This is a genomic window from Kitasatospora sp. NPDC059599, assembly GCF_042735125.1.
Classification (GTDB): Bacteria; Actinomycetota; Actinomycetes; order Streptomycetales; family Streptomycetaceae; genus Kitasatospora.
In genome coordinates, this window is the sequence record NZ_JBHWCL010000080.1 from 14,526 (window position 1) to 27,025 (window position 12,500).

At 75.3% G+C, this 12,500-nt stretch carries 10 protein-coding genes; 9 read left to right on the top strand and 1 reads right to left on the bottom strand.

Annotated features, from left to right (window positions below):
- The first annotated feature begins 18 nt into the window (after positions 1–18).
- From rimO to ACFV04_RS25700, 5 genes are all read left to right on the top strand, one after another.
- Positions 19–1,524 (top strand): 30S ribosomal protein S12 methylthiotransferase RimO, encoded by a 1,506-nt coding sequence (gene rimO / locus ACFV04_RS25680; RefSeq protein WP_360258465.1) that lies wholly within the window; start codon positions 19–21, stop codon positions 1,522–1,524.
- A complete protein-coding gene (gene pgsA / locus ACFV04_RS25685; protein ID WP_360258462.1) occupies positions 1,521–2,159 on the top strand; it encodes a CDP-diacylglycerol--glycerol-3-phosphate 3-phosphatidyltransferase in 639 nt (212 codons plus the stop codon). Before rimO ends, pgsA begins: the two co-directional genes overlap by 4 nt.
- 16 nt (positions 2,160–2,175) lie before the next feature.
- Positions 2,176–2,670, top strand: a complete 495-nt coding sequence (locus ACFV04_RS25690) for a CinA family protein (RefSeq protein WP_380341157.1) — start codon at positions 2,176–2,178, stop codon at positions 2,668–2,670.
- Between the two features lie 317 nt (positions 2,671–2,987).
- A complete protein-coding gene (locus ACFV04_RS25695; RefSeq protein ID WP_049660741.1) occupies positions 2,988–3,356 on the top strand; it encodes a helix-turn-helix domain-containing protein in 369 nt (122 codons plus the stop codon).
- A gap of 82 nt (positions 3,357–3,438) precedes the next feature.
- Positions 3,439–3,711, top strand: coding sequence for a hypothetical protein (locus tag ACFV04_RS25700; RefSeq protein WP_380341154.1), 273 nt, complete (start codon positions 3,439–3,441; stop codon positions 3,709–3,711).
- 71 nt (positions 3,712–3,782) lie between these two features.
- Here the strand turns inward: ACFV04_RS25700 and ACFV04_RS25705 are convergent, their stop codons facing one another.
- Entirely contained in the window at positions 3,783–8,495 is a 4,713-nt protein-coding gene (locus ACFV04_RS25705) for an ATP-dependent helicase (RefSeq protein ID WP_380532649.1), read from the bottom strand.
- Between the two features lie 220 nt (positions 8,496–8,715).
- Here ACFV04_RS25705 and ACFV04_RS25710 point away from each other — a divergent pair, with 220 nt between their 5' ends.
- The 4 genes from ACFV04_RS25710 to ACFV04_RS25725 all read left to right on the top strand — a co-directional run bounded on the left by ACFV04_RS25710 (position 8,716) and on the right by ACFV04_RS25725 (position 12,471).
- The gene (locus ACFV04_RS25710) at positions 8,716–10,269 is read left to right on the top strand and encodes a S8 family serine peptidase (protein WP_380532652.1); all 1,554 of its coding nucleotides are present in this window, start codon (positions 8,716–8,718) and stop codon (positions 10,267–10,269) included.
- 66 nt (positions 10,270–10,335) lie between these two features.
- Positions 10,336–10,941 carry a GNAT family N-acetyltransferase gene (locus ACFV04_RS25715; RefSeq protein WP_380341145.1) on the top strand — a complete coding sequence of 202 codons (606 nt, stop codon included), beginning with the start codon at positions 10,336–10,338 and terminating at the stop codon, positions 10,939–10,941.
- On the top strand, positions 10,938–11,132 hold the full coding sequence (locus ACFV04_RS25720; RefSeq protein ID WP_360258452.1) for a DUF3046 domain-containing protein: 195 nt from the start codon (positions 10,938–10,940) through the stop codon (positions 11,130–11,132). The genes ACFV04_RS25715 and ACFV04_RS25720 overlap by 4 nt, the downstream gene beginning before the upstream one ends.
- Positions 11,133–11,169: 37 nt before the next feature.
- Positions 11,170–12,471 (top strand): AI-2E family transporter, encoded by a 1,302-nt coding sequence (locus ACFV04_RS25725; RefSeq protein ID WP_380532656.1) that lies wholly within the window; start codon positions 11,170–11,172, stop codon positions 12,469–12,471.
- Positions 12,472–12,500: the final 29 nt, after the last annotated feature.

Below are 12,500 nucleotides of genomic sequence, written 5' to 3' on the forward strand. Positions count from 1 at the left end.
CGCGTTAATCTTGGGCCTATGCCTGAACGCCGTACTGTCGCCCTTGTCACGCTCGGATGCGCCCGCAACGAGGTGGACTCCGAGGAACTCGCCGGGCGACTGGAAGCCGACGGCTGGTTGCTCGTCGACGACGCCGCCGAAGCGGACGTCGCCGTCGTCAACACCTGCGGCTTCGTCGAGGCCGCCAAGAAGGACTCCGTGGACGCCCTGCTGGAGGCCAACGACCTCAAGGGGCACGGCCGCACCCAGGCCGTCGTCGCGGTCGGCTGCATGGCCGAGCGGTACGGCAAGGAACTCGCCGACGCGCTGCCCGAGGCGGACGGCGTCCTCGGCTTCGACGACTACTCCGACATCTCCGACCGCCTGCAGACCATCCTCTCCGGCGGCCACCACGCCCCGCACATCCCGCGCGACCGCCGCAAGCTGCTGCCGATCAGCCCCGCCGAGCGGCAGTCCGCCGCCGAGGCCGTCGCGCTGCCCGGCCACGGCGCCGAGGCCACCGCCGAGCCGATCGCCGACCTGCCCGAGGGCCTGGCCCCGGCCTCCGGGCCGCGCACCCTGCGCAAGCGGCTGGACGACAACCCGGTCGCCTCGGTCAAGCTCGCCTCCGGCTGCGACCGGCGCTGCTCCTTCTGCGCCATCCCGGCCTTCCGTGGCTCCTTCATCTCCCGCCGCCCCTCCGACGTGCTCCACGAGGCCCAGTGGCTGGCCGAGCAGGGCGTCCGCGAGGTCGTCCTGGTCAGCGAGAACAACACCTCGTACGGCAAGGACCTCGGCGACATCCGGCTGCTGGAGACGCTGCTCGGCGAGATCTCCTCGATCGAGGGCGTCGAGCGGGTGCGGGTCTCCTACCTGCAGCCGGCCGAGATGCGCCCGGGCCTGATCGACGCGATGACCGGGACCACCGACGTGGTGCCCTACTTCGACCTGTCCTTCCAGCACTCGGCGCCCGCCGTGCTGCGCCGGATGCGCCGCTTCGGCTCCACCGACCAGTTCCTGCAGCTGCTGGGGACCATCCGGGACAAGGCCCCGCAGGCCGGCGCCCGGTCCAACTTCATCGTCGGCTTCCCCGGCGAGACCGACGAGGACTTCGCCGAGCTGGAGCGCTTCGTCACGAACGCCGGACTGGACGCGATCGGCGTCTTCGGCTACTCGGACGAGGACGGCACCGAGGCCGCGACCTACGACGGCAAGCTCCCCGAGGACGTCATCGCCGAGCGGCTGGACCGGCTGAGCCGGCTCGCCGAGGAGATGACCGCCCAGCGGGCCGAGCAGCGGATCGGCACCGAGGTCGAGGTGCTGATCGAGTCGGTCGAGGACGGGGTGGTCGAGGGCCGGGCCGCCCACCAGGCGCCGGAGACCGACGGCCTCACCACCCTGGAGGGCGTCGAGGCCCCCGCGGTCGGGCAGTTCTGGCGGGCCAAGGTGGTCGCCAGCGAGGGCGTCGACCTGATCGCCGAGGCGCTGGAGCAGGTGCGACTGCCCAGGACTTCGGGGGCCGAGGCCCCGGGAGCCGGGGAATGACCAACGGGCCCGGCGCCCCGGCCGCGGCCCACCCGGGCAGACCGGCGGCCGCGGCGCCGCCGACCCCGGGGATCTGGAACATCGCCAACGTGCTCACGATGATCCGGGTGCTGCTGGTGCCGGTCTTCGTGCTGCTCCTGTTCGCCGGCGGCGGGCACGACCCCAAGTGGCGCTCGGTCGCCTGGGCCGCGTTCGCCATCGCGATGATCACCGACCTGTTCGACGGTGAACTGGCCCGCCGCAAGGGTCTGGTCACCGACTTCGGGAAGATCGCCGACCCGATCGCCGACAAGGCGATCATGGGCTCGGCGCTGATCGGTCTCTCCCTGCTCGGAGACCTGCCCTGGTGGGTCACCGTGGTGATCCTGGCCCGCGAGCTGGGCATCACGCTGATGCGGTTCTGGGTGATCCGCTACGGGGTCATCCCGGCCAGCCGCGGCGGCAAGCTCAAGACGCTGACCCAGGGCACCGCGGTCGGCATGTACGTCCTGGCCCTGACCGGCTGGCTGGCCACCGGACGGGCCGTGCTGATGGGGCTGGCGGTGCTGCTGACCGTCGGAACCGCGCTGGACTACGTCGGACAGGCGCTGCGACTGCGCCGCGAGGGACGGGCCGCGGACCGCGCGGACCGCTGAACGACGGGGGAGACGGGTGGCGGAGCACGACTACCGGCTGGCCGAGCGGGCGCACGCCGCGCTGAGGGCCGAGGGCGGCACGCTGGCCGTCGCCGAGTCGCTGACCGGCGGCCTGCTGGCCGCCGCGCTGGTGGACGTCCCCGGGGCGTCCGCGACCTTCCGCGGCTCGGTCACCGCGTACGCGACCGAGCTGAAGGCCTCCGTGCTCGGGGTGGACGAGGGACTGCTGGACGTGCACGGTCCGGTCCACCCGGTGGTGGCCCGGCAGATGGCCGAGGGCGTGCGCGGACTGCTCGGGGCCACGTACGGGCTCGCGACGACCGGGGTGGCCGGTCCGGACCCGCAGGACGGGCAGCCGGTGGGCACCGTACACCTGGCGGTCGCCGGCCCGGGCGGAACTCTGGTCAGTTCGCCCCTGCTGTCGGGAGGGCGTGCCACAATCCGTCACGGAGCGGTGACCGCCGCACTCGAGCTCCTCGTCGGCCGGCTCGCACCACGACCCGCACGATGACGGGCCGCTCCGACGGATCTCCACCGAACCGAGACCTGCCGATCTGGCGCCCGGGTATGGCACAGCTGGAGGATCGTGTTACATCCAACGGCCTGGTTGGGCAGAAACCAGGTGGCGAACGAGTTGCGTGACGGTGGCCGGGTGGCCCGAGTCGGGTACCACGAGGGGCCCGCGAACCCGGGTAGGACACCGGAACGAGGAGGGGGACAGCCTTGCAGCCCAGAGTGAACACGACCAGGGTCCCCGCACGCGAAGCGGGCAAGGCGGTACGGTGGGGTCGTGACATCTCGATCCGCAGTCCGAGGAGGGAGGCACCGATGATCCTGCTCCGTCGCCTACTGGGCGATGTACTGCGTCGGCAGCGCCAGCGCCAGGGCCGCACACTCCGCGAGGTGTCGGCGGCCGCCAGGGTTTCGCTCGGATACCTCTCCGAGGTCGAGCGGGGACAGAAGGAGGCCTCTTCGGAGTTGCTCTCCGCCATCTGCGACGCACTCGACGTCCGGATGTCCGAGGTCATGCGCGAGGTCAGCGACGAACTGTCGCTCGCCGAACTTGCGGCGATGGCCACCCTCTCCGAAGGTGATCTGCTGAGGCCGGTACTCGAACCGGTTCCGCTGCCCGCCCCCGGCACCGACCGGGCGAACATGTCGCCCAAGGCCGCCGCGATGGACGTGGTCGCCGCCTGATCCCGGCCTCGACTCCCGGGCGCCCCCGCCCGGAGCGAGCGAAGGGAGCGCGGTCGTGCGGACAGACGCGATGGTGCGCCCGGTGGCCCGAATACGGGCCCGGGCGCGGCTGTTGCTCCGGGCACGGCGTCCGGTGCGGTGGGTCCTGGCGGCGGTGGCGGCCGGGCTCGCCTGGTGGCTCCTGGTCGTCCGCGGACAACTGGCCGACGGCGCGGCGCTGGGGCTGCTCGCGGCCGGAGGCTGGGGGCTCGGTCTCATCCCGGTCCATGCCGACCGGAACGCGACCGGACCCGTCCGTCGCCCGGGCGCGGAGGCGGTACGACCGGTGGAGGCACAGCCGCCACCGATCGGATGATTCGACGTGAGGAGGCCGCGGGGTCCACGACCCCGCGGCCTCCACCACGTCCGGGCGCATGCGGCGCCGGCCTACGGGCGCAGGCGCAGTCCGCGCGGGGTGGCGTGGAAACCGGCCTCCTCCAGCGCTCGGCCGAGGTCCGAGCCGAGGGCGGGCTCCCCGTTGGCCCGCTCCACCGTGAAGCTGCCGAGCACGCCCCCGCGGACCGCGGCGGCCAGCGCGCCGGCCGCGAGCGTCAGCGTCGGGCCGACCTCCGGCCAGGCCAGCAGTGACTTGCCGCCCCGCTCGACGTACAGCGCCAGCTCGCCGTCCACCAGGACCACCAACGCGCCCGCCTTGCGGCCCGGGCGGTGGGCCGTGGACTCCTTGCCGGCGGGGGCGGCGGGCGGCTCCGGCCACGGCAGGGCGGCGCCGTACGCGTTCGCCGGGTCGGCGGCGGCCAGCACCAGCGCCTGCGGCGGCTCGGAGGCCGGGGCGGCCGGCCACTCGGCGGCCCGGGCCCGCTCCAGCCGGCCGTTGACCGAGCGCAACCGGTCGGCCGCGCCCTCCATGGCGAACTGGGCGCCGCCGAGGCCCTCGACGAAGTAGCCCCGGCGGGCCCGGCCGCGCTCCTCCATCGCGGCCAGCACCCGGTAGACCCCGGCGAAGCCGCCGGGCACCCGCTCGGCCGCCACCGTGCCCCGGGTGAGCAGGCCGTGCCGGTCCAGCAGGCCCTGCGCCTGGGCGGTGGCCCGGACCGTCGGGTCGGTGCCCAGGGCCGGCAGCAGCGACCAGCGCCCGGCCACCGTCGGCGGGCCGCTGCGCTGGGCGCCGCCGACCCGTCCGAAGGCGCGGCCGGCGCCGCCGTAGCGGCCCCGCGGGGTGGCCCGGGGAGCGCGGTGGGCGGTCGCACCCGCCGTCCGGCCCGAGCCGAGGAGGGCGCGCAGCGGGGCGAGGGTGTCGTTGGTGACGTAGCCGGCCCAGACCAGGTCCCAGAGGGCCTCGACGACCTCGGGCTCCGGGGTCTCCTCCGGGAGCTGCTGGACGAGCTGGCGGAAGAACAGGCCGTAGCCGCCCGCCAGCGCCGACATCAGGGCGCTGTGCAGCGGGGTGAGCGCGGGCGGGACGGGCTCGGGGCGCAGCAGGTGGGCGTTCTCGGCGAGGTGGAGGCTGAGCCAGCCGTCCTTGCCGGGCAGCGCGCCGGCCCCGCACCAGCCGATCTCCCCGGCCGCCGTCAACTCGTCCAGCAGACCGGGGGAGTAGTCGGCGAGGCGGGCCGGGAGGACCAGCTTCTCCAAGGCGGAGGCGGGCAGCGCGGCGCCCTGCAACTGCTCGACCACCCGGAGCAGACCGTCCGGACCGCGCAGCCGGTGGCCGGCCAGGTGCTGCCACTGCGGGAGGAAGGCGGCCAGGGCGCGCGGCGGGACCGGCTCGGCCTCCTGGCGCAGGGCGGCCAGCGAGCGGCGGCGCAGCCGGCGCAGCACCTCGGCGTCGCACCACTCGGGGGCGGTGTGGTCCTCGGCGGGCCTGAACCGGCCCTGGACCAGGCGGCCGGCGGCGGTGAGGCGGTGCAGGGTGCCGGCGACGACGGCGGTGCCGAGGCCGTGGCGGGCGGCGGCCTCGGCGGCCGTGAACGGGCCGTGGGTGCGGGCGTGGCGGGCGATCAGGTCGCCCAGCGGGTCCTTGACCGGCTCGGTGAACGCCTCGGGCACGCCGACCGGCAGCGGGGTGCCGAGTGCGTCGCGCAGCCGACCGGCGTCCTCGACCGCGGCCCAGCGCTGCTCGCCGGCGATCCGGACCTGGATCACCCGGCGGGCCGCCTCCAGTTCCAGGGCCCAGAGCGGCTCGGCTCCCCGGGCCGTCAACTCGGCCTCGGTGAGCGGGCCGAGCAGGCGCAGGGCGTCCGCGACGCCCTCCGCGTCCTTGACCCGGCGCTCGGGGGTGAGGCGCTGGAGTTCGGCCTCCAGCTCGGCGAGCACCTGCGGGTCGAGGAGTTCGCTGAGCTCCGCCTGGCCGAGGAGTTCGGACAACAGGCGGGAGTCGAGGGACAGCGCGGCGGCGCGGCGCTCGGCGAGCGGGGAGTCGCCCTCGTAGAGGAACTGGGCGACGTAGCCGAACAGCAGCGAGCGGGCGAAGGGCGAGGGCTCGGCGGTGGTGACCTCGACCAGGCGGACGGCGCGGGATTCGAGGTCGCCCATCAGCTCGACCAGGCCGGGGACGTCGAAGACGTCCTGCAGGCACTCCCGGACGGCCTCCAGGACGATCGGGAACGAGCCGTACTCGGAGGCGACTTCGAGCAGTTGGGCGGCGCGCTGGCGCTGCTGCCACAGCGGGGTGCGGCGGCCGGGGCTGCGGCGCGGCAGCAGCAGGGCGCGGCCCGCGCACTCGCGGAACCGGGAGGCGAACAGGGCGGAGCCGCCGACCTGCTCGGTCACCAGCTGCTCGATCTCGCCGGGGTCGAACAGGGCGGCGTCGGCGCCGACCGGGGCCTCGTCCGGAGCCTGGCCCGGGTGTGCGGACGGGCCGGCGAAGTCGAAGTCGGGGGCCAGCAGGTCGGCGTCGGGCAGGCGGAGCACGATGCCGTCGTCGGCGTGCATGACCTGGGGGTCCAGTCCGTGCTTCTCGCGCAGCCGGGCGCCCAGCGCGAGCGCCCAGGGGGCGTGCACCTGGGCGCCGAAGGGGGAGTGGATGACGATCCGCCAGTCGCCGAGTTCGTCGCGGAAGCGTTCGACCACGATGGTGCGGTCGTCCGGGAGGTGGCCGCAGGCGGTGCGCTGTTCGGCGAGGTAGTCGAGCAGGTTGGCGGCGGCCCAGTCGTCCAGACCGGCCCGCTTGAGGCGCTCGGTGGCGGCCTCGGGCCGGAGGGCGCCCAGCTCGCGGGTGAACGCGCCGAGGGCGCGGCCGAGTTCGAGCGGGCGGCCGAGGGCGTCGCCCTTCCAGAACGGGAGCCGGCCGGGGACCCCGGGGGCCGGCGTCACGAGCACCTTGTCGTGGGTGATGTCCTCGATCCGCCAGGAGGTGGTGCCCAGGGTGAAGACGTCGCCGACGCGGGACTCGTAGACCATCTCCTCGTCGAGCTCGCCCACCCGTCGCCCGCCACCGCCCTTCCCCGGCTTCGAACCGGAGTCGGTGGTGCCCGCGATGAAGACGCCGAAGAGGCCGCGGTCGGGGATGGTGCCGCCGGAGGTGACGGCCAGCCGCTGGGCGCCGGGGCGGCCGGTCACGGTGCCCGCCACCCGGTCCCACACCACGCGGGGGCGCAGCTCGGCGAAGGCGTCCGAGGGGTAGCGGCCGGCCAGCATGTCGAGCACGGCCTCGAAGGCGGACTGCGGGAGCGTCGCGAAGGGGGCGGCGCGGCGGACCACGGTGAGCAACTCGTCCACCGGCCAGGTGTCCAGGGCCGTCATCGCGACCAGCTGCTGGGCGAGCACGTCCAGCGGGTTGCGCGGGACGCGCAGCGCCTCGATCCGGCCGTCCCGCATCCGTTCGGTGACCACGGCGGACTGGACGAGGTCGCCCCGGTACTTGGGGAAGAAGACGCCGGTGGAGACGGCGCCGACCTGGTGCCCGGCGCGGCCGACCCGCTGCAGGCCGGAGGCGACGGAGGGCGGTGACTCGACCTGGACGACCAGTTCGACGGCGCCCATGTCGATGCCCAGCTCCAGGCTGGAGGTGGCGACCACGGCGGGCAGCCGGCCGGCCTTCAGCTCCTCCTCGACCAGCGAGCGCTGTTCCTTGGAGACGGAGCCGTGGTGGGCCCGGGCGATGACCGCGGGAGCGCCCTTGGCGGCGCCCGATCCGCCCATCAGCTGGGCCGGGGCGTGCGCGGCGGGGACGGCGGTGCCGGTGGCGCGCTCGTGGGCGATCTCGTTCAGCCGGTTGCACAGGCGCTCGGCGAGGCGGCGGGAGTTGGCGAAGACGATGGTCGAGCGGTGCGCCTCGACCAGGTCGACGATCCGCTCCTCGACGTGCGGCCAGATCGAGGCCTTCCGCTGCGGGTCGCTGTCGGCGGCGCTGCCGGCGGCCGGGGCGGCGGGCAGGTCGTCCAGGTCGGGGACGGGGACGACCACGGAGAGGTCGAAGTCCTTGGCGGCGGGCGGCTGGACGACGACGGCACCGCGCTGCGGGCTGAGGAAGCGGGCGACCTCCTCGACCGGGCGGACCGTCGCGGACAGGCCGATCCGCCGGGCCGGGCGGTCCAGCAGTTCGTCGAGCCGCTCCAGGGTGAGTGCGAGGTGGGCGCCGCGCTTGGTGCCGGCGACCGCGTGCACCTCGTCGAGGATCACCGTGTCCACGCCGCGCAGCGCCTCCCGGGCGGCGGAGGTGAGCAGCAGGAACAGCGATTCGGGGGTGGTGATCAGGATGTCGGGCGGGTGGGTCGCGAAGCGGCGGCGGTCGGCGGCCGGGGTGTCCCCGGAGCGGATGGCGACCTGGACCTCCGGCTCGGGCAGGCCAAGCCGGACCGCGGCCTGGCGCAGGCCGGCCAGGGGGGCGCGCAGGTTCCGTTCGACGTCCACCGCGAGGGCCTTCAGCGGTGAGACGTAGAGGACCCGGCAGCGGCGCCTGGGCTCGGCCGGGGGCGGGGTGCTGCTGAGCCGGTCGAGTGCGGAGAGGAAGGCGGCGAGCGTCTTGCCGGAGCCGGTGGGGGCGACGACCAGGACGTCCGTCCCCCGTCCGATGGCGCGCCAGGCCTCGGCCTGGGCGGGGGTGGGGGCGGAGAAGGCGCCGGTGAACCAGGCCCGGGTGGTGGGGGCGAAGCCGGCCAGGGGGTCGTCGGCGGGCGGGGTCGGGTGCTGGGGCGCCATGCCCCCATGGTGCCGGGTGGGACCGACAACCGGGCGCCGGCGGTGCGGTGCGGTGCGGGGCGGGCGGTGGGGCGTGCGCGCGGCGGGTGGCAGGGGGTGTACGCGGCGGGTGGCGTGGGGGTGTACGCCGAAGAGCAGAAACGACAATCCGCTCATATGGTGAGGAATCGGAAGCATGATCCACCCGTGACCCACCGGACCGACGAGCGGAGGCCGTGCGATGGCGCAGGCGTACCCGTCGGGCAGGCCCGCCCGCGCCGCCCGGCGCCGCCGGGTCGGCGGACCCGCCCGGGCGCTGCTCGCGATGCTGCTCACCGCACTGGTGGTGGGCGGCGCCGTCCCGTACGTCTCCGGGCCCGGGCGGCCCTACCTGAGCTACCTGGTGCTGGCCGAACAGGAGGACGCCTCCGGGGCGGCCCGGGCCCGGGCCGAGAGCCGCGCCGCCGGCGGCCAGGTGGTGCAGGAGTACCCGCAGATCGGGGCCGTCCTGGCGTACGCGACCGCGGGGTTCGCGGACAGGGTGCGGACCCGGCCCGGGATCACCGCCGCCGGCGCGACCCGGACCGCCCCGGTGGTGGCGCCGCCCAGGGCGGTGGACGGGGCCGGGGACTTCACGGCCGGCGCGGACCGGGGCGGGCGCGCCGCGGCCGCCGCCGACCACGCCGCCGCCGACCGGGGGGACGGCGAAACCACCACCGTGCCGGACCCGGCCGAGGGCGGCGCCTGGAACCTCGCCCTGCTCGGCGCGACCGCCCCCAGGGCCGGGGACGCCTCCACGGCGCCGGCCGGCGCCCCCGCGATCGGCGTGCCCGACCCCGGGACGCTGCACCGGGTGCTGGTCGCCGTCCTGGACTCCGGCGTGGACGACACCCACCCGGACCTGCGCGCCGCCGTCGACCCGAAGGCCTCCGCCTCCTGCGCCGACGGCCGGCCCGACGCCCGGACCGGCGCCTGGCGGCCCGACCCCGGAGTGGGCGAGAGCGGCCACGGCACCCACGTGGCCGGGATCGTCGGCGCCGCCCGGGACGGCCGCGGCGTCACCGGGGTCGCGCCCGGCGTGCGGATCGGCGCCGTCCGGCTGCTCGGGCCGCTCGGGCAGTACTACGCCGAGAACATCGTCTGCGGGCTGCTCTGGGCCGCCGACCACGGCGCCAAGGCGATCAACAACAGCTACTTCGCCGACCCGTGGAAGTACAACTGCCCCGAGGACCGGGACCAGGCCGCGCTGATCGCCGTCGTCGACCGGGCCGCCGATTACGCCCGGCGCAAGGGCGCGGTGGTGGTCGCCTCGGCGGGCAACGACGCGCAGGACCTCGGCGCCCCCCGGACCGACGAGCGCAGCCCCAACGACCGGGTCTCCGGACCCCCGCAGACCCGCTTCCTGGGCACCGAGTGCGTCCGGCTGCCCGGCGAACTGCCCGGCGTCGTCACCGTCACCGCCGTCGACCGGGACGGCCACCCGTCCGGCTACTCCAACTACGGACGCGGCAGGGTCTCGCTGGCCGCCCCCGGCGGCGACCCGGACGGCGGCCCGCAGGGCGCGGTCGTCTCGGACTGGCCCGGCGGGCAGTACGCGGCGCTGGCCGGCACCTCGATGGCGGCCGCGCACGTGACCGGCGCGGTCGCGGTGGCGGCGGCGCTGCACCCGGACCTCGGCTCGGACGCGCTGGCCGCGCTGCTCGCGAGCACGGCGGCGGCGGGCTGCCCGCCGGGGCCGTACGCCTGCGGGGACCGGCAGTACTTCGGGGCGGGGCTGCTGACGCTGCCGCGGTGAGCCGGGGCGCCGCGCGGGGTGGAAAACCGGGTGACCGGGCGACCGGCGGCAGGTGAGGATCGGGGCATGAGCGATCCGGGCGAGTCCGTGCACCTCACCACCGAGCGGCTGGTGCTGCGCCGCTTCACCCCCGCCGACGTCGACGAGCTCGTCGACCTGGACGGCGACCCCGAGGTGATGCGCCACCTCACCGGCGGGAGGCCGAGCTCCCGGCAGTGGGTCGAGGACACGCTGATCCCCTGCTACCTGGAGCACTACCGCCGCTACGGCGACCTCGGCTGGTGGGCCGCGCACGAGCGGGCGGGCGGGGAGTTCCTGGGCTGGTTCGAGTTCCGGCCGACGAGGGACGGCGAGCGCGCCGAGGTCGAGCTCGGCTACCGGCTGCGCCGGGCCGCGTGGGGGCGCGGGTACGCGACGGAGGGCGCGCGGGCGCTGGTCCGCCGCGGCTTCACCGGGTCGGGCGTCGAGCGGGTGGTGGCGTACACCATGACGGTGAACGCGGCCTCGCGGCGGGTGATGGAGAAGAGCGGGCTCTCGTTCGTCCGCACCTTCCACGAGGACCACCCGGAGACGATCCCCGGCAGCGAGCACGGCGACGTCGAGTACGCGCTGACGGCCGGGCAGTGGCGGGCCCGGGAGGCCGGCGCCGGGTCCGCGATACTTGAGCCATGAGGCTGACCGAGTTCTGGCGACGGATGCACGCGCACTTCGGCGAGGCGTACGCGGAGTCGTTCGCGACCGACCACGTGATGAGCGAGCTCGGCGGGCGGACGGTGAGCCAGGCGCTGGAGGCGGGCTGGGAGGCCAAGGACGTCTGGCGCGTGGTCTGCGAGACCCAGGGGGTCTCGACGCTGCTGCGCTGACCGCCGGGGTCCTCCCGGAATGGGACAGACTGTCCCGGTGACAAGCAGCGCAGAACAGAAGAATTCGGACAGCGCGGTGCGGGTCGCCGACGGTGCGCGGGCGGACGGCGGCCCGGCCGGAACCGACGGGCCGGCCGACGGTACGCGGGGCGACGACGCGCGGCGCGGCGAGCGGGGGAGCGGCGGCGTCCTGTGGGGCGGCGGGATGCCGCGCTGGCTCCCCCAGGCGATGGTCCTGTTCCTCGTCCTGGTCGGGCTGTTCCAGCTCGCCGACTGGGCCTTCCGCCAGCTGATCGACCTCTTCGTGATGCTGCTGGTGGCCTTCTTCCTCTCGCTCGCGCTGGAGCCCGCCGTCGACCGGATGGCGGCGCGCGGGGTGCGCCGGGGGGTCGGCACCTTCCTGGTGTTCGTCGCGGTCGGGGTTGCGGTGCTCGGCTTCCTCGCAGCGCTCGGCACGCTGCTGGTCGACCAGGTGGCGAAGATCGCCGAGGACCTGCCGCACCTGGTGGACAACCTGATGGGCTGGATCAACCGGACCTTCCACCAGAACCTGTCGCTGGGGCAACTCCAGAAGAAGCTGCTCAAGGACTCCGGCACCATCGAGAACTACGCCCAGCAGGCCGCCGACAACGTCTGGGGCGTCTCCTCCACCGTCATCGGCGGGCTCTTCCAGGCCTTCACGGTCGGGCTGTTCACCTTCTACTTCACCGCCGAGGGCCCGCGGGTGCGCCGGACGGTCTGTTCGGTGCTGCCGCCCGCCAAGCAGGGAGAGGTGCTGCGGGCCTGGGAGATCGCGCTCGCCAAGACCGGCGGCTACCTGTACTCCCGCGCGCTGCTCGCGGTGGTGTCGGCCGCCGGGCACTGGGTGATGTTCGCGCTGCTGGACCTGCCGTACTCGGTGGCGCTGGCGATCTGGGTGGGCGTCATGTCGCAGTTCGTGCCGACCATCGGGACGTACCTGGCCGGGGCGCTGCCGGTGCTGGTGGCGCTCACCGTGGAGCCGGTGGACGCGCTCTGGGTGCTGGTCTTCGTGGTGGTCTACCAGCAGGTCGAGAACTACCTGCTGCACCCGAGGATCACCGCGCGGACGGTGGACGTGCACCCCGCGGTGGCCTTCGGCGCGGTGATCGCGGGCGCTGCCCTGCTCGGCGCGGTGGGCGCGCTGATCGCGATCCCGGCGGCGGCGACCCTGCAGGGCTTCGTCGGGACGTACGTGCGGCGCTACGAGGTGGCCACCGACCCCCGGATCGACCGGGGCGAGCAGCGGCGGGCCCGGCGGGAGCTGCGTCGGGAGGCGGCGCGGCGACTGCGGCGGATGGTCGGCGGGGACGGGGAGTGAGACCGGGGGCCGGGGCGGCCCCCCCCCCC

What these genes read in the sequence shown, in the direction of transcription:
- ACFV04_RS25720 (WP_360258452.1), top strand. Translation starts at nt 10,938, where the DNA reads ATGAGGCTGACCGAGTTCTGGCGACGGATGCACGCGCACTTCGGCGAG.
- rimO (WP_360258465.1), top strand. Translation starts at nt 19, where the DNA reads ATGCCTGAACGCCGTACTGTCGCCCTTGTCACGCTCGGATGCGCCCGC.
- ACFV04_RS25715 (WP_380341145.1), top strand. Translation starts at nt 10,336, where the DNA reads ATGAGCGATCCGGGCGAGTCCGTGCACCTCACCACCGAGCGGCTGGTG.
- ACFV04_RS25705 (WP_380532649.1), bottom strand. Translation starts at nt 8,495, where the DNA reads ATGGCGCCCCAGCACCCGACCCCGCCCGCCGACGACCCCCTGGCCGGC.
- pgsA (WP_360258462.1), top strand. Translation starts at nt 1,521, where the DNA reads ATGACCAACGGGCCCGGCGCCCCGGCCGCGGCCCACCCGGGCAGACCG.
- ACFV04_RS25710 (WP_380532652.1), top strand. Translation starts at nt 8,716, where the DNA reads ATGGCGCAGGCGTACCCGTCGGGCAGGCCCGCCCGCGCCGCCCGGCGC.
- ACFV04_RS25695 (WP_049660741.1), top strand. Translation starts at nt 2,988, where the DNA reads ATGATCCTGCTCCGTCGCCTACTGGGCGATGTACTGCGTCGGCAGCGC.